Consider the following 24,102-nt stretch of genomic DNA (forward strand, 5'->3'; position numbering starts at 1 on the left):
CCGAGCGCATTAGCGCGCCATAGGACGGCCCAAACCGATGCATTCAATATCTCAAAACTAGATAACGCATATCCGCCATATCGCGTTGCGCGATACAGCGCATGATTGTCAAACTGCGTGCAAATCAATCGCCGCATTCAGGAGACAACTCATGCGCACCCAAGTTGGCATCATCGGCGCCGGGCCTGCGGGCCTGCTTCTTTCCCATCTTCTTCATTTGCGCGGCATCGACTCCGTCGTGCTCGAATCGCGTACCCGCGAACAGATCGAATCCACCATCCGCGCCGGTGTGCTCGAACAGGGCACGATGGACCTGCTCACCGCAGCCGGCGTCGGCGCGCGCATGAAGGCCGAGGGCGCGTTGCATCACGGCTTCGAACTGGCTTTCGAAGGCAAGCGCCGCCGCATCGATCTGACCGGACTCACCGGCCATTCGATTACGGTCTACGCGCAGCACGAGGTCATCAAGGACCTGGTCGCCGCGCGCATGGCTGCCGGCGGCGCTTTGCGCTTCGGGGTGACGGATACCTCGCTGCACGGCATCGATACCGATGCGCCGTCGATTCGCTATCACCACGAAGGCGAGGCATGCGAACTGCAATGCGACTTTGTGATCGGTTGCGACGGCTCGCAAGGGATATCGCGTACATCGATTCCGCAGGCCTTGCGCAAAGATTTCGAACGCGTGTACCCGTTTGGCTGGTTCGGCATTCTGTGCGAAGGGCCGCCGTCGTCAGATGAGCTGATCTATGCGCGCCACGAGCGCGGTTTTGCGCTGATCAGCACACGCTCGCAGAACGTGCAGCGCATGTATTTCCAGTGTGATCCTAAGGACTCTGTCGACAACTGGTCCGACGACCGCATCTGGGCCGAACTGCACGCACGCGTCGATTCACACGATGGCCAGAAAATCGTGGATGGCAAGATTTTTCAGAAGAACATTGTCGGCATGCGCAGTTTCGTCTCGGCCACGATGCAGCATGGCCGGCTCTTTCTCGCCGGCGACGCCGCGCATATCGTGCCGCCTACCGGCGCGAAGGGCATGAACCTCGCTGTCGCCGACGTGCGTGTATTGACCGAGGCGCTGAACGCGTTCTACGTTGAAAATCGCACCGATCTGCTGGATGGTTACAGCGCAACCGCGCTCAAGCGGATCTGGCGCGCCGAGCATTTCTCGTACTGGATGACGAGCATGATGCACCGCATTGAAGGCGCGTCGCCGTTCGAACAGCAGTTGCAGGTGGCCGAACTCGAATACGTGACCACGTCGCGCGCGGCGGCGACCGCGATGGCGGAGAATTACGTGGGCGTCGCGGTGGTGTAGCACGAATTGATAGCCAGCGTTTATAGAACAGGGGCCGGTTTTTTTTCGGTCAGAGGCGTTTCGCCGCGCGGAAAAAGCCCGGCAAACCCTTGATGGGCGGGCTTCTGCCATTGTAGTGTCAAAAGCAACAGTGAATTCAGGATTGGGGGATTTATCCGCGCCTGATCCCCTCCTAGACTTGCTTCATCCGCTGCACCACACATCATGTCTGCAGCGCGTGCAAGTCAATCTATGGAGGTGGTTTCATGAAATCGCTCATCAAGGCTGTTGCTTTCGCTGTTGTTCTCGGTGCCCCGATCGCTTCGTTCGCGCAATCGAATCAGCCGGTCCCGCAAAACGAGCAGGGCGCGCAAGCGCAGGTTTCCGCACAGCAAGGCGCTCGTCAGGCCGATACCAGTGGTTACGGTTCGGGCAGCCACGGCACATGGCAAGCCGGTCGCGGCAACGATACGACGGTCAGTTCCTATTCGCCGCCGGTTTATAACGCGCGCTAAGGGAATAACGAAGGAATAACGCAGGGAACGACGAAACACCGGATTTATCGCTGCGTTGCTGGACGCATTCAACATCCGCGATGTCGACCAGAAAAACGGTCATCGAAACACATTCGATGACCGTTTTTTTTACGCCTGAGCATCGCGTGCTCATTGCGCTCATTGGGGCCTATTGCGCGCGCAGCAAGGTCATTTCATTGCGTAGTAACGCCAGAAGGTCGTCGTCAGTGGGCCGCGTGCCCCAGTGGCGCGCGCCGGCCACTGATGCAATCGCGATCCACGAGTGAGGTGGAAACCATTCGCGAAGCACGACGCCGTCCTGACGCAAACACAATTGACCGGTCTGTTCGCTGTATTCGGCGGAAATGACGGCGCCGTCGATGTGTGCGGTTACACGCCTTGGATCGTTGCGTTGCAAGTCTTCGCTCCTGCAAAAGATGGGGCGCGAATGCCGGCGTGGGCCAACCGCGTCAGCGACGCCGCTACGGCCCATTCCTTAGTGATCGCCCGGCCCGTGACCGTTGCCATGGCCGTGCCAATCGCCGTGGTCGCCGCCATGACCGTGCCAATCATCGTGTGGGCCTTCACGATAGCCGCGCGCGTCGTGCCATTCGCGCTCGTGATGGCGCTCTTCCCACTCGCGCCGTTCCCAGTAGCGATGGCCGTCGTAATAACGTTCGCCGTACCAGCCGGGGCTCACCACGACCACCGGCGGCGCGGGTGCGTAGACGGGCGGCGGGGCGTAGACCGGCTCGGGTGCATAGGCCACACCCGGAATACCGATGTTCACGCCCACGTCGACGTGCGCCAGCGCGACAGAAGATGCGCCGATCCCCAGACCTGCAACGACAGCCATCGACAGCCAGCGGCTTCGTGAATTGCTCATGTTTTATTCTCGGTTTTTACGATTGAGTGTGGAGTGCGCCATGCCAGCGGCGCCTGGAGTGCTTAGGACGTTTAGTAATGGTCGTGATAGTGGTCATGATCGTGATAACCGCCTCCGGGGACGACGATGCAGCCGCCCAATGCACTCCCCAGCGTGACAGCCAGCAGGACCAGCGCGAAAATTCGTTTCATGACGATGCTCTCCCTTTACGTGTGATCGAACTCTACTGAGCGGCGGGATTACCGGTGTGTTCGTGTGTAACAGGACGTGTCGATTTTTGCGCATGTCGACGGCGTTCAGCACAAGGACGGGAGATCGGGCGTGACGCGGCGATTGGCCGTTCAGATGGCGAGACATTCGCGGCCAACCCGTTGAGCGCGCTATGGAAAATGTCGAAGCCGCGCGCATCCTGCGGGCTCGAGCGGGTCGCCTCATACGGGTACGAACAATCGGGACAGGCGGGACGCGGCTAATCCTTGCGCGTATGCTGAACGGATACATTCAGTTGCAGACTCGCGATGGATCGCGACATCAGTTTCTCTTAAGGTTTCATCCGTAGCATCCCGCGTGAGTACGCTCGGAATACAATGCGGGACAAGTGCGGAATAAGCACGCACCCGGCACAAATGCGCTCCCCATTCAATCGCTTCACTGCGGCTAAATCATTTTCATGACCATGCGATCGGACCCGGCCAGTTTCTCGCGTTACGCATCAGGCTATGACGGCGTGGCCAGGTTTCTTCACTGGCTGGTGGTCTTACTGATTGCAGCGCAGTTCGTGATCGGATGGACCATGCCGGATATCCATAAAGGCACGCGGCCCGACGGCCTGATCGCGTGGCACCTCGGTGTGGGTGCAACGCTGATTGCAGCGGTGCTGGTGAGAATCGTCTGGCGTCTTACGCACACGCCAGCACCCGCATCGCTTTCGCCTTTTTTCCGTGTCGTTTCAAACATCACGCACGGTCTTCTTTATCTCGCGCTCGTGGTTGTGCCCGTGCTGGGATGGGCCAATGCGTCTTCGCGCGGATGGTCCGTCAAGCTGCTCGGTGTGTTGCCGTACCCGGACATCGCGCCGGTCGGCTCGTCAGTGGGACATGAAATGGGCGATATCCATGGCTATCTGGCCTGGGTGTTGTTCGCGCTGATCGCGCTGCATATCGCGGCAGCGCTGTTTCATCGCCTGGTGCTCAAGGATCAGACGTTGCAGCGCATGCTGCCGTGATTGTGCCGCGATTGTGGCGATTCTGACGTCATCGCATCGCGTGCGATCGTCATGCCCGAATGCGTGATAAGCACAGAAAAAACAAGTGTTTTACGTGCGCCGTCAACACTGGTTAGATCGAGGCATCGTCCTTGAACCCAGGAGTTGCCTCGCATGTCGAATCTCAGTCTCGCGACGTCCAACGCATTGGACATTCAACCTGTCACCGGCCGCATTGGCGCGGAAATTCGCGGCGTGTGCCTGTCGGGCCAACTCGAACCGGCAACCGTCGAAGCGATTCGCGCCGCACTGCTGCGCCACAAGGTGATCTTTTTTCGCGGCCAGGCGCACTTGCAGGACAGCGATCAGGAAGCCTTCGCGAGGCTGCTCGGCGAGCCGGTTTCGCATCCCACGGTGCCGGTAGTGGAGGGCACCGACTACCTGCTCGAACTCGATTCACATCGCGGCGGCCGCGCGAATTCATGGCACACGGACGTGACGTTCGTCGATGCCTATCCGCAGGCGTCGATCCTGCGCGGCGTGACGATTCCGGAGGTGGGTGGCGACACCGTCTGGGCCAACACCGCCACCGCTTACGACGATCTGCCGCCGCCGCTCAAGGCGCTCGCCGAGCAACTGTGGGCGGTGCACAGCAATGAATACGACTACGCGAGCTATGGCAACGTCGGAGAGCGCGGCCGGGATGCCGAAGCGCTCAAACGCTATCGCGAAGTATTCGTGTCGACGCGCTACGAAACCGAGCATCCGGTCGTGCGTGTCCATCCGGAAACCGGCGAAAAGACGCTGATACTCGGCCATTTCGTGAAGAATTTCGTCGGCCTCACGCCCAGTGCGTCGGCGCATGTGCTGGAACTGCTGCAAGCCTACGTGACGCGACTCGAGAACATTGTGCGCTGGCGCTGGCAGGCGGGCGACGTCGCGATCTGGGATAACCGCGCAACCCAGCACTACGCGGTCAACGACTACGGCGATGCTCACCGCGTGGTGCGTCGCGTGACGCTGAAGGGGGACGTGCCGGTCAGTGTCGACGGGCGCCGCAGTTTTACGCGCAGCGTCGAGCCGAATCCGGCGGCGAAGGCCGCTTGAACTCGCGAGGCGTTTCGCGGCTTTAGCTCAAGCCTTCGATAGCGGCTTGCTCGTCTGTCGCCGCCTCGCGATAGCCAAGCCGCGCCGAGATCGCGAGCCCCGATTGCTTAAGCAGGGCGACGTAGTGCGATTTCGTGTCGGCGCCGCAGCGCATGGTCGGAAATGAAATCGACAGGCCGGCGATCACACGGCCAAAGCGGTCGAACACCGGTACCGCGAGACATTGCAGGCCTTCTTCCTGCTCCTCGTTGTCCTCGCCATAGCCTTGCTCACGCACCCGCGGCAGGATGCTGAGCACGGCGTCGGCGCAGGCGAGCGTCTTTTGCGTCGACTTGCGGAATTCCACGTGCGAGAGGACTTCGCGTGCTTCGGCCGGCGGCATCCACGCAAGCAGCACCTTGCCGATTGCCGTACTGTGCAGCGGATTGCGGCGGCCGATTCGCGACTGCATGCGCAGCCCGTAGTCGGCGTCGATCTTGTGGATGTAAATGATGGCGTCTTCATCGAACGCGCCGAGGTGGACGGCCTCGCGCGTGACCTGGCCGATACGGCGCATCTCGATATCGGCCTCGCGCACCAGGTCGACGCTCTCCAGCGCTTTCGCACCGAGTTCGAACAGGCGGATGGTTAGCCGGTAACGCTCGGTTTCGACTTCCTGGGTCACGTAGCCCAGCGCCTTCAGCGTCTGAATTACGCGGTGCACGGTGGTCTTCGACAGATCGAGCCGCTGCGACAATTCGCTGATGCCGATCTGCCCGCTGTCGCCGATCGCGCCGAGAATCGCAAAGACCCTGCCGATCGACGAGGCCGACTCGCCCTTGTCGTTGATCGTGCCGCCCGCGCCACTCGCGCTGTCCGCATCTTGCGCGTAGGTGCTGTCGTCGCCTCTGCGCTGTTTGCCCATTGCTGCCATTTCCATCCTTCCCCTGTTGATGCCAACCCGATCAAGAATCGCTCATGGCCCTGACCGAGCGTTCGTCGGCGTCGAGAGGATACCGTGTCCCGCGATCCGTGCAACCCGTCATCGACCCGTGCTGCTGTCACGCTAGCGCGCAAGCCAGCCGCCGTCTACGGCAAGCGTATGCCCATGCACATAGTCCGATGCCGACGAAGCGAGGAATACAACCGGTCCCGCGAGATCTTCCGGCGTACCCCAGCGGCCTGCCGGCACGCGGCTGAGAATTTCTTCGTTACGCTGCGTGTCGCCGCGCAGCGCTGCTGTGTTCGCGGTCGCCATATAGCCTGGAGCGATCGCGTTCACGTTGATGCCGTGCGCGGCCCATTCATTCGCGAGCAACCGCGTGAGACCGAGCACGCCGCTTTTCGACGCCGTGTAGGACGCCACGCGTATGCCGCCCTGGAACGACAGCATCGACGCGACGTTGATGATCTTGCCGCCGCTTTGCTGTTGCACGAACTGCCGCGCCACGGTCTGCGAAAGAAAGAACACGCTTTTCAGGTTGACGTCCATGACGGCGTCCCAGTCGGCCTCGCTGAAGTCGAGTGCGTCTTCGCGGCGGATGATGCCCGCGTTGTTCACGAGCACGTCGACGCGGCCAAATGCTTCGACGGCGGCGCGCACGATGTCCTCAACCGGGGCGATCGACGCGAGGTCGGCGCGCACATCCGCGAAGCGGCGGCCGGCCGCCTTCACATGGGTGGGCGTAGCGCCGGCGTCCGCGCGGCTCACGCCGACGATATCGCAGCCGGCCGTGGCAAGCGCGACGGCCATGCCGGCGCCGAGGCCCGCATTGCTGCCGGTGACGATAGCGACCTTGCCGGTCAGATCGAAGGTGTTCACTGTGCGTGGGCTCCTATGGTGCTGGGGGTGCCGAGGGTGCCTTTCCTGCCGGTCGTATCCGCAGTGGCCAGCATGCCGCGCATCAACGCAGATCGCGCACGGCGAGGTGATCCATATCGCTGAACACCTGATTTTCGCCGACCATGCCCCAGATGAAGGTGTACGCGCGCGTGCCGACGCCCGAGTGAATCGACCAGCTCGGCGAGATCACGGCCTGCTCGTTGTGCACGAGAATGTGCCGTGTCTCGCTCGGCTCGCCCATCATGTGGAAAACGGCTGCGTCGTCGGCGATGTTGAAATAGAAATACACCTCCATGCGGCGCTCGTGCGTGTGGCACGGCATCGTGTTCCAGAGGTTGCCCGGTTCGAGTTTGGTCATGCCCATCGAGAGCTGGCAGGTCGGCAATACCTCGGGGACGATGAACTTGTAGATGGTGCGGCGGTTGCTTGTTTCGGGCGCACCGAGCGTTTCGGGCGAGGCCTGCGCGAGTGAGATCGTGCGGGTGGGATACGACTCGTGCGCGGGCGCGCAGTTCAGGTAGAACTTCGCGGGACGCGCCGCATCGTCGCTGCCGAATGCAACGGCCTGCGCGCCCTTGCCGATGTAGATGGCTTCTTCATTGCGCACCGTGTGGCGCGTGCCGTTCACGTCGACCCAGCCATCACCGCCGATGTTGATCGCGCCGAGTTCGCGGCGCTCCAGCAGATAGTTGACGCCGATTGCCTTGCCAAGCGAGGCGGGCAGTTCGACCGCGCGCGAGGCCGGCCATACGCCGCCGACGATGATGCGGTCGATGTGACTGTAGGTGAGTTGCAGCGCGTCGCGTTCGAACACCTGCTCGACGAGAAACTGCTTGCGCAATCCCGCGGTATCCAGCGTCTTCGCGTACTCGCTATTGATGCTCTGTCTCACTTCCATTGTTGTGTTCTCCGATCGGATTGGGCGCCCTGGCAGGCCGTATTGCGGCGCCGGTCTGTGCTCGACTGTAGCGCAGATTTTAAATTATGGAACACTGGTCCGAAAATATTGCAACGCCGCATCAAGAGTAGCAAGGCTTTCAGGCTAACAGCGGGTAAACGATGAGCGCGAAGCCCATCAAAATCGGAACGTTGTTCCTATTGCGGTGCTATATTGCGCCGAAAGGGAGTCGCCCGGCGCAAGAACGGGACATCACCCCGGGTGATCCACCCGATAACTGGACGCAAAGTCCATGGAGGAGGCATGAAGCTCAAGAAGGCCATCGACCGCATTCCAGGCGGCCTGATGCTGGTGCCATTGCTGCTCGGCGCCTGTGTTCATACGTTTGCACCGGGCGCGGGGAAATACCTCGGGTCGTTCACGAATGGCTTGATTAGCGGCACCGTGCCGATTCTGGCGGTGTGGTTCTTCTGCATGGGCGCGACGATCGACCTGCGGGCGACGGGCGTCGTGTTGCGCAAGTCGGGCACGCTGCTCGTGACCAAAATGGTGGTGGCGTGGATTGCCACGATCGTTGCTTCGCACTTCATTCCGATTGACGGCGTCAAGGCCGGCCTGTTCGCCGGCCTCTCGGTGCTCGCGATCACGACGTCGATGGACATGACCAACGGCGGCCTCTACGCGGCGGTGATGCAGCAATACGGCAGCAAGGAGGAGGCAGGGGCGTTCGTCCTGATGTCGATCGAGTCGGGGCCGCTCGTCAGCATGGTCATTCTCGGCGCGACCGGTGTCGCGTTCTTCGAGCCGCGGCTGTTCGTCGGCGCGGTGCTGCCGTTCCTGATCGGCTTCACCCTCGGCAATATAGACAGCGACCTGCGCGAGTTCTTTGGCCGCTGCGTGCATCCGCTGATTCCGTTTTTCGGTTTCGCGCTCGGCAACGGCATCGACCTGAACGTGATCGTCACGAGCGGCTTGCCCGGTATCGTGCTGGGCCTCGGGGTGATCGTCGTGACGGGGATTCCGCTGATCCTCGCGGATCGCTGGATCGCGGGTGGAAACGGAGCAGCGGGGTTGGCGGCTTCGTCGACGGCGGGCGCTGCGGTGGCGAACCCCGCGATCATCGGCGAGATGATTCCGCGCTTCAAGCCGTTGGTGCCGGCAGCGACGGCGATGGTCGCGACGGCTTGTCTCGTGACGGCGATTCTCGTGCCGATTCTGACGGCGCTATGGGTGCGCCGGCATCATGCGCGGGATGCGTTGCGCGAGGAGTTCGCGGCGGCGACGACGCCACCGCAGCCGCTGGGTGAGCGGGACGTGCACGTTTGAAGGCGCGGGGCGGCGGGTTCTCACTCACCGCCCCAGCTTTTTCTCCAGCATGGCCTTCACCTCCGCCCATTCCTCATCGATGATGCTAAAGCGCACCGAGTTGCGCTTGCGGCCATCCGGCATGATCCGTTCGTGCCGGACAACGCCTTCCTGTTTCGCGCCGATCCGCAGAATCGCCGCCCGTGATTTCTCGTTGAGTTCGTCCGTAGTGAACTGCACGCGCACGCATTGCATCGCTTCGAACGCGTGACTCAGCAGCAGGTACTTCGCCTCGGTATTCACCACCGAGCGCTGCATCGAGGCGCTCAACCACGTGTGCCCGATTTCCAGCTTCCGGTTCACGCGGTCGATCTTCCAGAAGCGGGTGCTGCCGACAATCGCGCCGGTATCGCGCTTCACGATCACAAACGGCATCACCGTGCCAGCCGCGCGCCCATCGAGTGCGGTGGCAATGTAGCTGTCGACGGTTTCCGGCCCCGGCACGACCGTCAGCTTCATGTTCCACAACTGGCCGTCCGCGGCGGCGTCGAGCAGACCCTGCGTGTGTTCCTGCTGAAGCGGCAGGAGTTCGACGCTTGGTCCGGTCAGCGTGGGTTGCATGAGTTGCGAGGCGGAGTCGGTCATGAGCAGGCAGAATTTCGTTGCAAGAAAAAAGTCCGCGAACGAACGCTCGCGGACCTGGCACTACGATCAGACTGGCGGACGAGGTCGGCAACCTCGCCCTGAGGCCTCGCGGCCTTCGCTGTTTTAAGCCGCCGTCACCGAAACGGACTTGGTGACGAGATAGCCTTCCATCGCTTCCGGACCGCCTTCCGACCCGTAGCCCGAATCCTTCACGCCGCCAAACGGCATTTCCGGCCAGGGCGTAGCAGGCTGGTTGATCCACAACATGCCGACTTCCATCCGTTGCGACAGCAGGTGCACGTTGCTGAACGACTTCGTGAACGCATAGCCGGCCAGGCCGTACGGCAGGCGATTCGACTCGGCAATCGCTTCTTCGAGTGTGTCGAAACCGCGGATCGCGGCGATTGGGCCAAACGGCTCGTTGTTGAACACGTCCGATTCGAGCGATACGTTGGTCAGCACCGTCGGCGCGAAGAAGTTGCCCTCCGAGCCGACGCGTTCGCCGCCCGTCTCGACCTTGGCGCCGGTCTTGCGCGCGTCGTCGAGCACCTTGCTCATGGCGGTGAGACGGCGCGCATTGGCGAGCGGCCCGAGGGTCGTGCCTTCGGCCAGACCGTCGCCAAGCTTGAGGCTTTCAGCGTGTTTGACGAGCGCCGCGGCGAATTCTTCGCGGATGCTGTTGTGCACCAGAAAGCGGGTCGGCGAAATGCAGACCTGGCCGGCGTTGCGGAACTTCGCACCCCCTGCGGCCCTGACGGCCAGCGCTACGTCGGCATCTTCGGCCACGATGACGGGCGCGTGACCGCCCAGTTCCATCGTCGCGCGCTTCATGTGCGCGCCCGCCAGTGCGGCCAGTTGCTTGCCGACCGGGGTCGAACCCGTGAACGTGACCTTGCGGATCACCGGGTGCGGAATCAGGTAGCTGGAAATCTCGGCCGGATCGCCGAACACGAGGCCGACCGTGCCGGCCGGCACGCCGGCTTCAACGAACGCCTGCAGCAGCGCCGCCGGCGACGCCGGGGTTTCTTCCGGCGCCTTGACGAGGAACGAGCAGCCGCACGCGAGCGCCGCGCTCAGCTTGCGCACGACCTGATTGACCGGGAAATTCCACGGCGTGAACGCGGCTACCGGACCGATCGGCTCCTTGAGCACCGTTTGCTGCACTGCCAGATTGCGCGAGGGCACGACCCGGCCGTAGACGCGGCGGCCTTCGTCGGCGAACCATTCGATGATGTCCGCGGCGGACAGCACTTCGATGCGAGCCTCGGCGAACGGCTTGCCCTGTTCCTGGGTCATCAGACGGGCGATGTCGGAGGCGCGTTCGCGCACCAGCGCAGCCGCTTTGCGCATGGTAGTGGCGCGTTCGTTGGCCGGGATCTTGCGCCAGGCTTCGAAGCCGCGTTGCGCGGCGGCCAACGCCCGGTCGAGATCGGCGATGCCGGCGTGGGCCACCTTGCCGATGGCCTTGCCGGTGGCAGGGTTGATGACGTCGAGGGTTTTGCCGCTGGCGGCGTCGCACCACTCGCCGTTAATCAGAAGACGGGTATCGGTATAGCTCGAGGTGGCCATGCTGGGTTCCTGTAAGTGGGAAAACGACAGGCCGCGCGGTCGGGGTACTGGGCTGAACCTGCGCGGCCAAGGCTGGACTGCCGATAGCAAACATCTTATCTGATTGCGCGCGATTGCATCGGCAGTACGCCCACCAGGCGTGTGCGGCACAGGCCTTGCTGCTCCCGTTGCCGCAGCAGACAAACACCTGCCTGAGCGTTGCCGCGCAAACAGGCGTAAAGTCAAGCAGCAGTCGCAGGAACCGGCGGGAGCCAGCAGCGTGGAATGGTGCGGCGAGTGAGCAGAAAGCGGCACTCGATGCAGCGATCGAAAGCAGCAGGTAAAAGACGGCGAATGCAACCCGTTCAACCAAGGTGCAAACGAGGAATCGACATGCCAACCGGTACAGTGAAGTGGTTCAATGACGCGAAGGGCTTTGGCTTTATCACACCGGACGACGGTGGCGAGGATCTGTTTGCCCATTTCTCGGAAATTCGCAGCGAAGGTTTCAAGTCGCTGCAGGAAAACCAGAAGGTCAGCTTCGAAATCAAGCAGGGGCCGAAGGGCAAGCAGGCGGCGGACATCAAGCCGGTATGAAGCAGTAGCGCAGTAGACGGTCCGCACGCGCCAAGGTGTGCGGACCGGCGGGTTTTGACGGGGCGCGGGCGATCCGCTCGCGCTCGTCATGCGGATTCGCCTGAATTCGCTTACGTTCGCTTAAATTCGCGCAACGCGGGAATGTCCGTTTATGCGTAGGCGTTTCGCGCCGCGCCGATCCCCTCGAGCAATTCGTTTCGCACGCCGGCGAGCGCGTTATCACGCCGGTCTCGCGGATGCGCCGCGGCAATGCCGAGGTCGCGCACCAGCCGCCCGGCGCCATGCGGGCCCGCCGTGTTGAGCAGCAGCACGCGATCGGACAGATAAAGCGCCTCATCCAGATCGTGCGTGACGATCAGCGCCGCGGTGCCGTGGGCGCGCGTCAGCGATAACAGCAGGTCCTGCAGACGCATGCGGGTCATGGCGTCCACCGCGCTGAACGGTTCGTCGAGCAGAAGCAGGTCGGGCTGCGGGAACAGGCCGCGCGCGAGCGCCACCCGTTGCGCCATGCCGCCCGAAAGCTGCTTGGGCAGCGCCGCGCCGGTATCGGCCAGACCGACCTCGCCGAGCAGTCGAGCCACGCGCGGGTTCCCGCCTTGCCGTGGACCGGCGGAAAACGCGACGTTGTCGGCCACGCTCAGCCATGGCAGCAGGCGAGGTTCCTGAAAGATCACGCCGAGGCGCGGCGACGGGCCGTGCTGCGCCACGCCGTCGAGCACAATCTCACCCTCGAAATCGCGATCGAGACCGGCCAGCACGCGCAGCAGCGTGCTCTTGCCGCATCCGCTCGGGCCCACCAGACTCACGATCTCCCCACGTGCAATCTCGAAGCTCACGCGTTCGAGCACCGATCGCGCTTCGTAGCGCTTGCTGACGGCGCGAACCTGGAGCAGGGGTGCCTGATTCAAAAGCGCTGAGGCGTTCAACGCACACCTCGCGAAGAAGAGCGGTCGTCCGCGGTATCGCGCCATGACAGGACGTGCGCTTCGACCGCTTTCAAGATGCTGTCGCTGAGCTTGCCGAGCAGCGCGAGCAGCAGAATCGCGCCGAACACGAGGTCGGGGCGGCCGGTTTCCCGGCCGTCGCTCAGCAGATATCCGAGGCCGCGGGTGGCGGCAATCAGTTCGGCGGCGACCATGAACATCTAGGCGAGGCTCAGGCCGGTGCGCAGCCCGGTGAAGATGTGCGGCAAGGACGCGGGCAAGAGGATGCGTGTGAATAGCGCCCGCTGGCTCAAACGGTTGACTTCGCCGAGTTCGATCAGTTTTCGGTCGACGCCGCGAATGCCGGCCACAACGCTCAATTGCACCGGAAAAAACGCACCGATGGCGATGAGTGTGATCTTCGGCGCTTCGTCAATGCCCATCCACAGCAGCAGTATCGGCACCCAGGCGAGCGAGGGGATTGCCCGCAGCGCCTGAAACGCCGGGTCGAGCAGGGCGTCGAGCCGGCGGCTCAAGCCCATTGCCGCACCGAGCAGAAGGGCGAGTGCAGAGCCGATGCCGAAGCCCGCGAGGACCCGCATCGCGCTTGCACCGATGTGGCGGCCGAGGCGCTCGCCGCCCAGTTGCCACAGCGTCCCGGCAATCGTGCTCGGCGCCGGCACCAGGTGTTCCGGCAATACCGACGCACGCACCAGCGCTTCGATCGCCGCAAGAAAGGCAAGCGGCAGGATCAAGCCGGCAATGCGCCAGCGTTTGAGCGGGTCGCGCGGGCGTGGCGCGCGTTGCTCCGTTGCCTGCGATTGGTGATGAAGCGCGAGCGATTCGTCGTTAGCCATGGGAGTCGGTCGAATAGTTCGCAGGCACTGGGCGCGGCGGCTTATTTATCACGGGTTGATCGCGCAGGCGGGTCGCACGGATTGATCGTTTACTGGCCGCTGTTCGCGGCGATAACCGGCTGCGCTGTCTTTACGTCGATCAAGGCGTCGATTACCTGATTCAGATCCGTACCCGGCTTCACCAGTTGCTCCTGCAGGAGAATCGGTGCGGCGGCCTTGAGCGCGGCGAGTTGCTGCGCGCCCGGCTGCGGACGGCTGAAGTCGTTGCGGCTCAGTTGCAGCTTCGCGACCGGCAGCGACAGCTTCGATTCTTCCGCGACGATCCTGGCGGTTTCGTCCGGATGCGCGGCGATCCACAAGCGTGCCTTTTCGTAGACCTTGAGCACCTGCGCGAGCGTCTCCGGATGGTCGCGAATGAAATCCTCGCGAGCGTCGAGCAGGCCCCACGTATTGAAGTCGACGTTGCGATACAGCAGCTTCGCGCCGTCGTCGATCTGGGCGGCGGCCATGTGCGGATCGAGGCCGGCCCAGGCGTCCACCTGGCCGTTGGCGAGCGCGGTGCGCCCATCCGGATGCTGGAGATTGACGATCTCCACATCGTCGCGCGAAAGGCCCGCGCTGTGCAGCGCGCGCAAGGTGAAGAGGAACGGATCCGTGCCCTTGGTCGCGGCGATCTTCTTGCCCTTCAGGTCCGCGAGGGTTTTGATCGGCGAGTCTTTACGCACGACGAGCGCGGTCCATTCAGGGCGCGAGAAAACGTACACCGCGCGAATCGGATTGCCGTTGGCTTTGGCGAGCACGGCGGCCAGACCCGCTGTCGAACCGATATCGATCGCGCCGCTGTTCAGATATTCGAGCGCGCGATTGCTGCCGAGGCTCAGCACCCATTTGACCTGGGTGTGCTGCGGCGCGAGTTCCTGCTCGAGCCAGCCGTTGCGCTTGATGACGAGGCTTTCCGGCGAGTAATAGGCGTAGTCGAGTTTCAGTTCGGCAGGCGGCGCGGCGTGCGCGATACCCGCTGCAAGAAGGCTGAAGGTGAGCGCGAGCGCGGTCGCCGCCGCCGTCAGCAGCGCGCCGCGGCCGGCTTGCGGGCGTTTCGTATGTCCTTCGTGTGACGAAATCGAAACAAGGGAAGAGAGAAAGAAGCGCGCCGTGCCCCGCGGGATGTTCATTGACTGATCCTGAGATGGTCGTTTAGTTGTGACCGGTCAATGTAGTCAATGCGCGTGCCGAACTGAACGAATAAAAACTCACAATCAAAGCAGATCGGGCGCTATGGCGACAGTGAGCAGCGCACCGTTCCTTGCCGCCAGACGAGCCGTTGGCGGCGTATGGTCCGTTTTACGCCGCGATTGTGGCTGCAACATTGTTTCGCTATAAAGTACTCAAGCGCACTTGAGGCGAAGGCTGGGATTAACCATTTAGTACGGCCTGAACCGGGATACTTTCCTTAAGGTTTCCTTCAGCTTTGCTCCGTAGTATTTGCGCGATCCTATGTGCCCGCTTGCATTCTTGCGGGCAATCGTTCCGATAGTTTTCTGACAGAAAACTGAAAGCGCCGATCAAAGGCTTGCTGGAGCATTCATGAAAACCCTGTTCTTACAGGCGCCGTCGTACGACGGCTTCGACGGTGGCGCGGGTTCGCGCTACCAGGCCAAGCGTGAAGTGCGCTCGTTCTGGTACCCGACTTGGCTCGCGCAGCCCGCCGCGCTCGTCCCCGATAGCCGCGTACTCGATGCCCCCGCAGACGGTCTGTCCGTCGAAGCATCGCTCGACATAGCACAGCAATATGACCTGGTGGTGATCCACACCAGCACACCGTCCTTCCCGACCGACGCGCTGTTTGCCGAAGACCTGAAGAAGCGCAAGCCTTCGGTGCTGATCGGCATGGTCGGCGCGAAGGTCGCGGTCGATCCGCACAATTCGCTGACAGCGAGCGAAGCGATCGATTTCGTTTGCCGTGAAGAATTCGACTTCACCTGCCAGGAAGTCGCCGAAGGCAAGCCGTTCGCCGGCATCAAGGGTCTCAGCTATCGCGCGGCCGACGGCTCGATCGAGCACAACGAAGCGCGCCCGATCCTCGAGAACATGGACGAGCTGCCGTTCGTGGCGCCCGTGTACAAGCGCGACCTGAAGATCGACAACTATTTCATCGGCTATCTGAAGCACCCGTACGTATCGATCTACACGGGCCGGGGCTGCCGTTCGAAATGCACGTTCTGCCTGTGGCCGCAAACGGTGGGCGGGCATCGCTACCGAACGCGCTCGACCGAGAACGTGCTCGAAGAAGTGAAGTGGATTCGCGACAACATGCCTGAAGTCAAGGAGATCATGTTCGACGACGATACCTTCACCGACTTCAAGCCGCGCGTCGAGGAAATCGCCCGCGGTCTCGGCAAACTGGGTGTGACGTGGTCGTGCAACGCGAAGGCGAACGTGCCGTACTCGACGCTGAAGATCATGAAGGAAAACGGCCTGCGCCTGCTGCTGGTGGGCTACGAATCGGGCGACGACCAGATTCTGCTCAACATCAAGAAGGGTCTGCGTACCGACATCGCGCGCCGCTTCAGCGAAGATTGCCGCAAGCTTGGCATCAAGATTCACGGCACCTTCATTCTCGGTCTGCCGGGCGAGACGCAGGACACGATCCAGAAGACCATCGAGTATGCGAAGGAAATCAATCCGCATACGATCCAGGTGTCGCTCGCGGCGCCTTATCCCGGCACGACGCTCTACAACCAGGCGGTCGAGAACGGCTGGCTGGAAGAGAACAAGGTCATCAACCTGGTCAGCAAGTCAGGGGTGCAGCTTGCGGCGATCGGCTATCCGCATCTGTCGCGCGACGAGATCTATCACCAGCTCGAGAATTTCTATAAACGCTTCTATTTCCGGCCGTCGAAGATCTGGGAAATCCTGCGTGAGATGCTCACGAGCTGGGACATGATGAAACGGCGTCTGCGTGAAGGCGTCGAATTCTTCCGCTTCCTGCGCGCCCACCAAGCGTGAGCGCCCTGCATCTGCTCGCCGTCACGCTTGCCTATGCGTGTGCGGCGAGTGCGGTTTTCGGCATCGCCTACACGGTGCTGGCGGGCGCCCTGATCGGCCGGTTTTTCGCGAGAGCGGTATCCGAGCCGAGCAGTTTTCCGCCGGTCACCGTCGTCAAACCATTGCACGGCAACGAGTGGGCGTTGCTCGACAACCTCTCGGGTTTCTGCCAGCAAGACTATCCGGGCCCCGTGCAATTCCTGTTCGGCGTGCACGATTCAGCCGACCCCGCCTTGCAAACCGTCGACGCCTTGCGGCAGCTGCATCCGGAAGCGGACATCACCGTGGTTGTGGATGCGCGCCTCTACGGTCCGAACCGTAAGATCAGCAATATCCTCAATATGCTGCCGCAGGCCCGGCATGACGTGCTGGTGTTCGCCGACAGCGACGTAGGGGTCGGGCCGGATTATTTGCGCAATGTGATCGGCGAACTGCAGAAGCCCGGCGTCGGTCTCGTTACCTGTGTGTATCGGGGTGCGCCCGACCCCGGCTTCTGGCCGCGCATGTCGGCCAAGGCCACCAATTACCAGTTTCTGCCTGGCGTGGTCACAGGGCTCGCACTCGGTCTCGCGCGCCCATGCTTTGGGCAGACCATCGCGATGCGCCGCGACACCCTCGAAAAAATCGGCGGCTTCACACCGTTCGTGAAGCATCTCGCCGAAGACCATGCAATCGGCGAAGCCGTGCGCATGATCGGCGAGAAAGTGGTGATTCCGCCTTTTACGATCTCGCATGCCTGCGTGGAATCGAGCGCGACACAACTGATCGCGCACGAACTACGCTGGAGCCGGACGATTCGCAGCATCGACCCGCTCGGCCATCTCGGCTCCGCGCTGATTCATCCGCTCGCTTTCGCGTTGCTCGCGATTGCCTTCTCGGGCGGTGCGCTGTGGTCGTGGCCGCTCGCGCTGCTCGCCGTGTGCGCGCGGCTCGTGCTGAAGCTGCTGGCCGACCGTGCGTTGCAGCAGACGCGTCGCGACCTGTGGCTGTTGCCGTTATGGGATATCGTATCGTTTTGCATTTTTGTCGCGAGTTTCTGGTCCTCGCACGTGATCTGGCGCGGCTTCAGTTTCAAGGTGGACGGCGACGGCCTGCTGTCGGCCGTGCAGGACGGATTGACGGATGAGCAGCAGGTTGGGTAAGCAATGACGCGTGGATATCTGGAGGAGGGCGGCGAAGCTCACGTGGCGTGCCTGAAACGCGCGCCGGGAGTCGCCGCGCGATGATGAAGCATCTCGGGCGCATCGCCGCGCTGGCCGGCTTGCTGGTGTCGCTGTGGCTGGTCTGGCAGGACAACCCCGGTGCGGTGTTCTCCGCCTTGCGCGCGGCCGGCGCTGGCCTGCTGCTGGCGGCGATCGCGCACGTGCTGCCGATGATCGCCAACGCCTGCGACTGGCGCTCGCTGATTCGCGGCGCGAACCGGCCGGGTTTCGTCAATATGCTGCATCTGGTATGGGTGCGCGAATCCGTGAATAGCATGCTGCCGGTGGCGCGGATCGGCGGCGAGGTGGTGTCGTTCCGCATGCTCCGGCGCTGGGGCGTGCGGCCATCCACGGCGGTGGGCAGCATCATTGTCGACATGCAGCTCACGGTGATCAGTCAGTTGCTGTTCACGATGGTCGGTATCGGTTTTCTGTTCGCGCACGCGCAGTCCGACACGCTGCGGCTCGCCGGGCAACTCGCGTGGGGCGTGGTGGTGCTGACGCCGCTCCTGATACTGTTCGCACTCGTGCAGCATGCGAGCCCCTTCGAGCGCATCACGCGCATGCTCAATCGTATGACGAGTGGCAAGCTTGCCACGCTCGTCGGACAATCGGCGCAGATCGACCAGGCCATCAAGCTGATCTGGCGCCGCCGCGCCGTGGTGCTGCGCTATCTGTTCTTCTGGCAACCGCTGCAGTGTTTCCTGACCTCGCTCGAAATCTGGCTCGCGCTGTATTTTCTGGGCGTACATGTCACCCTCGTTGAAGCGGTGGTGATCGAATCGCTGATCCAGGCGATCAGCAGCGCGGCTTTCTTCGTGCCGGGCGGTCTCGGGGTGCAGGAGGGCGGTTTCATTCTGATCGGCGGCGCGTTCGGCCTCGATCCGTCCACCTGCCTCGCGCTCGCCGGCGCGCGGCGCATTCGCGATCTGCTGATCTTCGTGCCCGGCCTCATTGCGTGGCAGTTTGCCGAGTCGTCGAGCCGCGAGCCGAAGCCGGTGGCACAGGGGGCACAGGGGGCACAGGGAACACGGGCGGGGCGCACCGCCGTGGGCGAGGTAAGCGGACGCTAGGCCGGCGCGCGCGTGGCGCGCTCAGTCCTCATCTCCGGTGTAGGCGGGGAACGATACTGCGACGGCGAGACCTTGCTCGCCGATCCCCGAGCCCAGATGCAGGCTTGCGCCGAAATGCTCGGCGATGCGTGCGACGATCGAGAGTCCCAGTCCGCTGCCGGTCGCCTGATTGCCGGTCGCACGAAAAAAACGGTTCGTGAGACGCGCGAGATCGCCCGGTGCGACGCCGGGGCCGTTGTCGCGCACCGTGAGTTGCACACGGCCGACTTCACGGCGCACCGCCACTTCGACGCTGCCGCCGCGCCGTCCGTACTTGATTGCGTTATCCAGCAGATTGTCGAGCAGGATGCCCATCAGAACGGGTTCCGCGTTGATCTCCGCACGCATGTCGCCCGTGAGCGTGACGTGAATGTTTTTCTGCTGCGCATTGCGTTCGTTGGCGAGTAGCGCATCTTTCGCGACCGCCGCCGGCTTGAGCGGCGCGGTGGAGAGCTTCTCGTGCACGTCCAGGCGGGCAAGCAGCAGCAACTGCTCCGCAAGCCGCGCGCTGCGATCGACGCCTTGCACCACACGCTCCATCGCCACGCGCTGTAACGCCGCATCCGGCTCGGCCAGCGCCACTTGTGCCTGCACCTTGATCGCGGCGAGCGGCGTCTTCAGTTCATGGGCGGCGTCGGCGGTGAATGCACGTTCGCGTTCGATGGAGTGCTGCAAGCGCGACAGCACCAGATTGATCGCGTCGACGAGCGGCCGCACCTCGGTCGGCGCCCGGCCAATATCGACGGGTTCCAGCCGGTTGATGTCGCGTGCGCGAATTGCGCCCGACAGCACCTTGAGCGGCGCGAGACTCCAGCCGATGCTGAACCACACCAGCAGCGCCAGCACCGGCAGCGCGACGAGGGTGGGGCGCGCGATCCGGCTCGCGACTCCGCTTACCAGATCGCTGCGCGTATTGGCCGGTTCGAATACCCGAACCGTATGGCCGAGGGCGGTATCGCGCAAGGTGAACGTGTGCCATGCCTCGCCGCCGAGCGTCATGTTTTGCGCACCGCTTGCGGGTGGCACGGGTAAGTCCCACGCCTGCAGGGCGCGCAGTCGCGGGCTGCCCGCCAGGACCTCGCCGTTCGCTCCGCGTACCTGAAATAGCGCGTCGCGGGGCAACGCGTCGTCGTCGTCGCTATCGTTCGCACCGGCTTCGCCGCCTTGTTCTTCCTCGCGCAGATCGATGCGCGCATTGGCCAGGGTGGTCAGATTCCGCTGGTCGAGCAGCGCGAGAATTTGCGCGATTTCCGCAAGGCGTGCCTCTTCCCATTCACTGACTTCGCGCTTGGCCTGAAGATAGCTCGAGATCAGCGCGATACCCCAGATCAGCACGATGCTGGTGAGGATCAGCAGCATCAGGCGACGGCGTATCGATGCCGGCATCAAGCTTTCTCCACCACGTAGCCGATATTGCGCACGGTTCTGATCAGCTTGGCGCCGAGCTTTTTGCGTAGGTTGGACACGTGGACTTCGATCGCATTGCTCTCGATTTCCTCCTGCCAGCCGTACAGACTTTCTTCCAGCCGCGAGCGGGACTGCGGAATACCCTGGTTGGTCAGCAACTGCATCAGGATTGCCCATTCACGCGAGGTGAGGGGGACGCGCGTATTGCCGATTTCAACGGTTTGCGCGGCGGGATTGACCGTCAGATCCTGATAGCGGATAAGTTCGATGCTGCGCCCTTGCGCGCGTCGCAGCAGCGCCCGGCAACGGGCAATCAGCTCGGTCAGGTCGAAGGGCTTGCCGAGGTAATCGTCGGCGCCCGCCTCGAGGCCGCCGACCCGATCCACTACCGTGCCTCTTGCGGTCAGCACCAGCACCGGCACATCCTTGCCGGCGTCGCGCAGCCTTTTGAGCAGGTCCATACCCGATACTCTGGGCAGGCCCAGATCGAGCACGACGAGCGCGTAGGCGGTAGTATCGAGCGCAAGACTTGCCTTGTGACCGTCGCGTGCCCAATCGACCGTGAAACCGGCTTGACGCAGTCCTGCTTCGATACCGCAGCCGATCAGGTCGTCGTCTTCTACGAGGAGTACGCGCATGGGGGAAAAGACTCCGTTGGATGTTCATTGCATTGCGGCAAAGGGTTCCCGTCGATGTGAGCTTCAGTGAAATTCCGTGAGCTTCAGGCCGCATATCCGAAGTGTAACGATCATGTCTACGACACGCTTTATACCTCATTATTCCTTAAGGTTTCCTTCAGCTAGAATCGCTACCATCGCCCCTGAATTGTTGCTGTCGTGTGGCCGTCATGGGCATACGACATTACGTCGGGTTGTCAGAATGTTGCAACCCAATCGTAATAACATCGACCGAAAGTACGGCCGGCGCTTTGGTAGGCGCTTTCGTCAGCGCTTTTTCCGGCGAATGGCACCACCTCACGCCGACGTGCGTTTCGTGCGTTTCGTCAGGCCACGAGATCACGCCATGAAGCCAGTCACGATCGACATGTTGCGGGCCCACCTGATGGCGGCGTCGCTCACGGCCATGGGTACTCAGGTGCTCGCGTTGCTGGCCCTGCTGGTCATGCCGGTTTCCTCGCAAGTCTTCAGTTCCACGAGTTTCCGGATCCTTGCGCTCACGCTGATCGCGAGCGGCGTCGTGCTGATGCGCCAGTTCGCGCAGGCCGCTTTCAACGTCGCCTTCCGGAACCGGCACGCAACCCACGCCGGCCGGTCCGTGCTGATCGGTGCGGATTGTCCGTGGCGTTGGTTCGTTGTGCTTCATCTGCGCTTTACGGGTAGGCCTTTCGTGCTGGCCAGGCCTTGACGGACACGAGCGATGGCAGCGCATTCATTGACAGCATACCAATGGGTCCTGTTACTCGGCTGCGCGTCAGCGTCGCTTTATGCGATGCTGGCCGCCGTGGCGATGCCGTTTTTTGCGGCGCGGCGCGGACGAACGGCGCGAGCGGCGGCTGCGAGCGCCGCCTCCAGGGCCGCGGATGTTTTGACTCCCTTTGCCGGTGTCGGCGTCAGCGTCCTTAAGCCGCTGTGTGGCGCCGAGCCACGTCTGTACGAAAATCTCAGAACCTTTTGCGACCAGCGTCACGGAAATTTCCAGCTCGTGCTGGGCGTATCTTCGCCGGACGATCCGGCCATTGCCGTGGTGCGCCGTTTGCAGGCCGCATACCCGGGGCACGATATCGAGCTTGCGGTCGATGCGCGTGTACACGGCAGCAATCTCAAGGTCAGCAATCTGATCAACATGGCGGAGCATGCGCGCCATGAGTTGATTGTGATTGCCGATAGCGACATCGCGGTCGAAGCCGATTATCTCGACAGCGTGGCGGCGCCGCTGGCCGATCCACGCGTGGGGGTCGTCACCTGTCTCTACGTGGCGCAGGGCGTCGGCGGTTTCTGGCCGCGGTTGGGTGCGTTGTTCATCAACGAGTGGTTTGCTCCGTCTGTGCGTGTCGCGCATGCGGTCGGCTCGCGCCGCTTCGGTTTTGGCGCGACGCTCGCATTGCGCCGCGCGACGCTTGAGCGTATTGGCGGTTTCGACGCGTTAAAAGACTGTCTCGCGGATGATTACTGGCTCGCTGAACACGTGCGGGCACTCGGACTTCGGACGGTGCTGTCGCGTGTGATGGTGGCCACCGATGTCATCGAGCCGACCTTTTCCGCGTTGTGGCAGCGCGAGACACGCTGGCTGCGTACGATCCGTTCGGTGAACCCGCCTGGTTTTGCGTCGTTGATCATCACGTTCCCGACGCCGTGGCTGCTGGCCGGCGCATGGCTGACCCACAGCCTTGCGAGCGCGCCGTTCGACGGCGTGCATCTGTGGGCGGCGCTGGCGAGCGGCGCGGGCACGGCGGCGGGGTTTGCCGCGCGCATGCTGCTGCATCTGCGGTCCGCGCGTCATGAGCGCACCTTCTGGCGCGATCTGCCGCTGGTGCCGTTGCGCGATGTCTTGCTGATGTTCCAGTGGCTCGTGGCCGCGTTTGGCTCGCATGTGGTGTGGCGCGGCCAACGCGTGCGGGTCGACACCTCCACGTCTACCGCGCAACCTGCGGCGTTGCGTGTAATGGATGTCATGGAGACGTCGGATGGCGGCTAAGCCACGCGGGTTGATTGTCACAGCCGACGATTTCGGACTGCATCAACGGGTGAATCTGGCGGTCGAGCAGGCGCACCGGTATGGTGTGTTGACGGCTGCGAGCCTGATGATCGGTGCGCCCGCCGCGGACGATGCGGTGGCGCGTGCTCGCGCGCTGCCGGGGTTGCGGGTTGGCCTGCATCTGGTGCTGGCTGACGGCGACGCCGTTATGCCGCGCGACGGGATTGCCGCGCTGGTTGACGAGCATGGACGGTTCGGCGATAACATGGTGCGCGACGGGGTGCGGTTTTTCTTTTTGCCGCATGTTCGCAAACAGTTGGCGCGGGAAATTCGCGCGCAATTCGAGGCATTTGCGAAGACGGGGTTGACGCTCGATCATGTCAACACGCACAAGCATTTTCATTTGCATCCGACGGTGCTGGGTTTGATTCTGGAGATTGGCCGCGAGTACGGGATGCGGGCGATGCGGTTGCCGTTCGAGGTTAGCGCGCCGGTGTGGTTACGGCCGTGGATTTCGCGGGTGCGGGCGAGGTTGGATCGGGCGGGGATCGCGCACAACGATTATGTAGTTGGGATTGCTGATAGTGGACGGATGGATGAGGCGGTGTGGCTCGCTGCGCTTGCCGATTTGCCGCATGGGGTGGGGGAGATTTATTGTCATCCTGCGTTTGCCGGCGATCGGGTTTTGAGTGATGGGATGCGGGATTATCGGCATGCCGATGAGTTGCAGGCGCTTTTGTCGCCTCGGGTCGGCGAGGCGATTCGGGGGTTGGGGGTTCCGGTGGGGGGGTTTGAGGATGTGTTGAGAGGTTGATTTTCTTTTTGCCTGTTCGGCGGGTTCCTTGTTGATCTGGCTCTTTGGCCTTTCCTTGCTGTGTTAGTGGTCTATTGGCGTTGCCCCTGTGCGGGGCGGCACTTACTTTCTTTGCCGCCGCAAAGAAAGATAAGCAAAGAAAGCGGCTTACACCGCTAATTCTTAAGCGGGTCCCCCGCGCAGTAGCGGTAGTGGTGCATCTGGAATCTGTGTCCTCGCACATTCGGCGCTGGTGACAAAGGCGTCATACCTCCGGC

General features: G+C 62.6%; 23 protein-coding genes and 1 pseudogene. 12 read left to right on the forward strand and 12 right to left on the reverse strand.

The window, feature by feature from the left end; translation table 11 throughout:
• Positions 1-151 precede the first annotated feature (151 nt).
• Positions 152-1,324: a 4-hydroxybenzoate 3-monooxygenase gene (locus HWX91_RS20475; RefSeq protein ID WP_028198626.1), complete on the forward strand. Its 1,173-nt coding sequence runs from the start codon at positions 152-154 to the stop codon at positions 1,322-1,324.
• A 245-nt stretch (positions 1,325-1,569) separates the two neighbouring features.
• Positions 1,570-1,818 (forward strand): hypothetical protein, encoded by a 249-nt coding sequence (locus HWX91_RS20480; protein ID WP_028198627.1) that lies wholly within the window; start codon positions 1,570-1,572, stop codon positions 1,816-1,818.
• A 169-nt stretch (positions 1,819-1,987) separates the two neighbouring features.
• On the opposite strand, the gene HWX91_RS20485 is transcribed toward HWX91_RS20480, so the two are convergent.
• Positions 1,988-2,236, reverse strand: a complete 249-nt coding sequence (locus tag HWX91_RS20485; RefSeq protein WP_028198628.1) for a hypothetical protein — start codon at positions 2,234-2,236, stop codon at positions 1,988-1,990.
• 78 nt (positions 2,237-2,314) lie between these two features.
• Positions 2,315-2,704 carry a hypothetical protein gene (locus tag HWX91_RS20490; RefSeq protein WP_028198629.1) on the reverse strand — a complete coding sequence of 130 codons (390 nt, stop codon included), beginning with the start codon at positions 2,702-2,704 and terminating at the stop codon, positions 2,315-2,317.
• 670 nt (positions 2,705-3,374) lie between these two features.
• Between HWX91_RS20490 and HWX91_RS20495 the strand changes: the two genes are divergently transcribed.
• Positions 3,375-3,929, forward strand: a complete 555-nt coding sequence (locus tag HWX91_RS20495; protein WP_028198630.1) for a cytochrome b — start codon at positions 3,375-3,377, stop codon at positions 3,927-3,929.
• A 153-nt stretch (positions 3,930-4,082) separates the two neighbouring features.
• Entirely contained in the window at positions 4,083-5,015 is a 933-nt protein-coding gene (locus HWX91_RS20500; protein WP_028198631.1) for a TauD/TfdA dioxygenase family protein, read from the forward strand.
• A 22-nt stretch (positions 5,016-5,037) separates the two neighbouring features.
• On the opposite strand, the gene kdgR is transcribed toward HWX91_RS20500, so the two are convergent.
• The 3 genes from kdgR to kduI form a co-directional block, all read right to left on the reverse strand.
• Positions 5,038-5,928 carry a DNA-binding transcriptional regulator KdgR gene (gene kdgR / locus HWX91_RS20505; RefSeq protein ID WP_028198632.1) on the reverse strand — a complete coding sequence of 297 codons (891 nt, stop codon included), beginning with the start codon at positions 5,926-5,928 and terminating at the stop codon, positions 5,038-5,040.
• 132 nt (positions 5,929-6,060) lie between these two features.
• Positions 6,061-6,816 (reverse strand): 2-dehydro-3-deoxy-D-gluconate 5-dehydrogenase KduD, encoded by a 756-nt coding sequence (kduD, locus tag HWX91_RS20510; protein WP_028198633.1) that lies wholly within the window; start codon positions 6,814-6,816, stop codon positions 6,061-6,063.
• 82 nt (positions 6,817-6,898) lie between these two features.
• Positions 6,899-7,735 carry a 5-dehydro-4-deoxy-D-glucuronate isomerase gene (gene kduI / locus HWX91_RS20515; protein ID WP_028198634.1) on the reverse strand — a complete coding sequence of 279 codons (837 nt, stop codon included), beginning with the start codon at positions 7,733-7,735 and terminating at the stop codon, positions 6,899-6,901.
• A 303-nt stretch (positions 7,736-8,038) separates the two neighbouring features.
• On the opposite strand from kduI, the gene kdgT reads away from it, so the two are divergent.
• On the forward strand, positions 8,039-9,061 hold the full coding sequence (kdgT, locus tag HWX91_RS20520; RefSeq protein ID WP_028198635.1) for a 2-keto-3-deoxygluconate transporter: 1,023 nt from the start codon (positions 8,039-8,041) through the stop codon (positions 9,059-9,061).
• 24 nt (positions 9,062-9,085) lie between these two features.
• On the opposite strand, the gene HWX91_RS20525 is transcribed toward kdgT, so the two are convergent.
• Entirely contained in the window at positions 9,086-9,685 is a 600-nt protein-coding gene (locus HWX91_RS20525) for a GNAT family N-acetyltransferase (RefSeq protein WP_028198636.1), read from the reverse strand.
• 123 nt (positions 9,686-9,808) lie between these two features.
• Positions 9,809-11,254, reverse strand: coding sequence for an NAD-dependent succinate-semialdehyde dehydrogenase (locus HWX91_RS20530; protein ID WP_028198637.1), 1,446 nt, complete (start codon positions 11,252-11,254; stop codon positions 9,809-9,811).
• A gap of 372 nt (positions 11,255-11,626) precedes the next feature.
• Here HWX91_RS20530 and HWX91_RS20535 point away from each other — a divergent pair, with 372 nt between their 5' ends.
• The gene (locus tag HWX91_RS20535) at positions 11,627-11,830 is read left to right on the forward strand and encodes a cold-shock protein (protein WP_007181784.1); all 204 of its coding nucleotides are present in this window, start codon (positions 11,627-11,629) and stop codon (positions 11,828-11,830) included.
• A gap of 149 nt (positions 11,831-11,979) precedes the next feature.
• On the opposite strand, the gene HWX91_RS20540 is transcribed toward HWX91_RS20535, so the two are convergent.
• The 3 genes and pseudogenes from HWX91_RS20540 to HWX91_RS20550 all read right to left on the reverse strand — a co-directional run bounded on the left by HWX91_RS20540 (position 11,980) and on the right by HWX91_RS20550 (position 14,782).
• A complete protein-coding gene (locus tag HWX91_RS20540) occupies positions 11,980-12,801 on the reverse strand; it encodes an ABC transporter ATP-binding protein (protein ID WP_081833188.1) in 822 nt (273 codons plus the stop codon).
• Positions 12,753-13,610 (reverse strand): annotated as a pseudogene (locus HWX91_RS20545) (ABC transporter permease). The gene HWX91_RS20540 and the pseudogene HWX91_RS20545 overlap by 49 nt, the downstream one beginning before the upstream one ends.
• Positions 13,611-13,699: 89 nt before the next feature.
• A complete protein-coding gene (locus HWX91_RS20550; protein WP_028198639.1) occupies positions 13,700-14,782 on the reverse strand; it encodes an aliphatic sulfonate ABC transporter substrate-binding protein in 1,083 nt (360 codons plus the stop codon).
• A 412-nt stretch (positions 14,783-15,194) separates the two neighbouring features.
• Here HWX91_RS20550 and hpnJ point away from each other — a divergent pair, with 412 nt between their 5' ends.
• The 3 genes from hpnJ to HWX91_RS20565 all read left to right on the forward strand — a co-directional run bounded on the left by hpnJ (position 15,195) and on the right by HWX91_RS20565 (position 18,930).
• Positions 15,195-16,616, forward strand: coding sequence for a hopanoid biosynthesis associated radical SAM protein HpnJ (hpnJ, locus tag HWX91_RS20555; protein ID WP_028198640.1), 1,422 nt, complete (start codon positions 15,195-15,197; stop codon positions 16,614-16,616).
• On the forward strand, positions 16,613-17,797 hold the full coding sequence (gene hpnI / locus HWX91_RS20560; RefSeq protein WP_028198641.1) for a bacteriohopanetetrol glucosamine biosynthesis glycosyltransferase HpnI: 1,185 nt from the start codon (positions 16,613-16,615) through the stop codon (positions 17,795-17,797). Before hpnJ ends, hpnI (HWX91_RS20560) begins: the two co-directional genes overlap by 4 nt.
• Positions 17,798-17,877: 80 nt before the next feature.
• Positions 17,878-18,930, forward strand: a complete 1,053-nt coding sequence (locus HWX91_RS20565) for a flippase-like domain-containing protein (RefSeq protein WP_042276084.1) — start codon at positions 17,878-17,880, stop codon at positions 18,928-18,930.
• A 21-nt stretch (positions 18,931-18,951) separates the two neighbouring features.
• On the opposite strand, the gene HWX91_RS20570 is transcribed toward HWX91_RS20565, so the two are convergent.
• Together HWX91_RS20570 and HWX91_RS20575 are read right to left on the reverse strand one after the other, a co-directional pair.
• Positions 18,952-20,358 carry an ATP-binding protein gene (locus tag HWX91_RS20570; RefSeq protein ID WP_028198642.1) on the reverse strand — a complete coding sequence of 469 codons (1,407 nt, stop codon included), beginning with the start codon at positions 20,356-20,358 and terminating at the stop codon, positions 18,952-18,954.
• Positions 20,355-21,014, reverse strand: coding sequence for a response regulator (locus HWX91_RS20575; protein ID WP_028198643.1), 660 nt, complete (start codon positions 21,012-21,014; stop codon positions 20,355-20,357). The genes HWX91_RS20570 and HWX91_RS20575 overlap by 4 nt, the downstream gene beginning before the upstream one ends.
• 385 nt (positions 21,015-21,399) lie before the next feature.
• On the opposite strand from HWX91_RS20575, the gene HWX91_RS20580 reads away from it, so the two are divergent.
• From HWX91_RS20580 to hpnK, 3 genes are read left to right on the forward strand one after another with little or no spacing between them, the layout of a single operon-like run.
• A complete protein-coding gene (locus tag HWX91_RS20580) occupies positions 21,400-21,741 on the forward strand; it encodes a hypothetical protein (RefSeq protein ID WP_028198644.1) in 342 nt (113 codons plus the stop codon).
• 12 nt (positions 21,742-21,753) lie between these two features.
• Positions 21,754-23,031: a bacteriohopanetetrol glucosamine biosynthesis glycosyltransferase HpnI gene (gene hpnI / locus HWX91_RS20585; protein ID WP_028198645.1), complete on the forward strand. Its 1,278-nt coding sequence runs from the start codon at positions 21,754-21,756 to the stop codon at positions 23,029-23,031.
• Positions 23,021-23,845, forward strand: a complete 825-nt coding sequence (gene hpnK, locus HWX91_RS20590) for a hopanoid biosynthesis-associated protein HpnK (RefSeq protein ID WP_028198646.1) — start codon at positions 23,021-23,023, stop codon at positions 23,843-23,845. Before hpnI (HWX91_RS20585) ends, hpnK begins: the two co-directional genes overlap by 11 nt.
• The last annotated feature ends 257 nt before the right edge of the window (positions 23,846-24,102 follow it).

The sequence above is a fragment of the Paraburkholderia fungorum genome (genome assembly GCF_902833645.1).
Lineage (GTDB): Bacteria > Pseudomonadota > Gammaproteobacteria > Burkholderiales > Burkholderiaceae > Paraburkholderia > Paraburkholderia fungorum.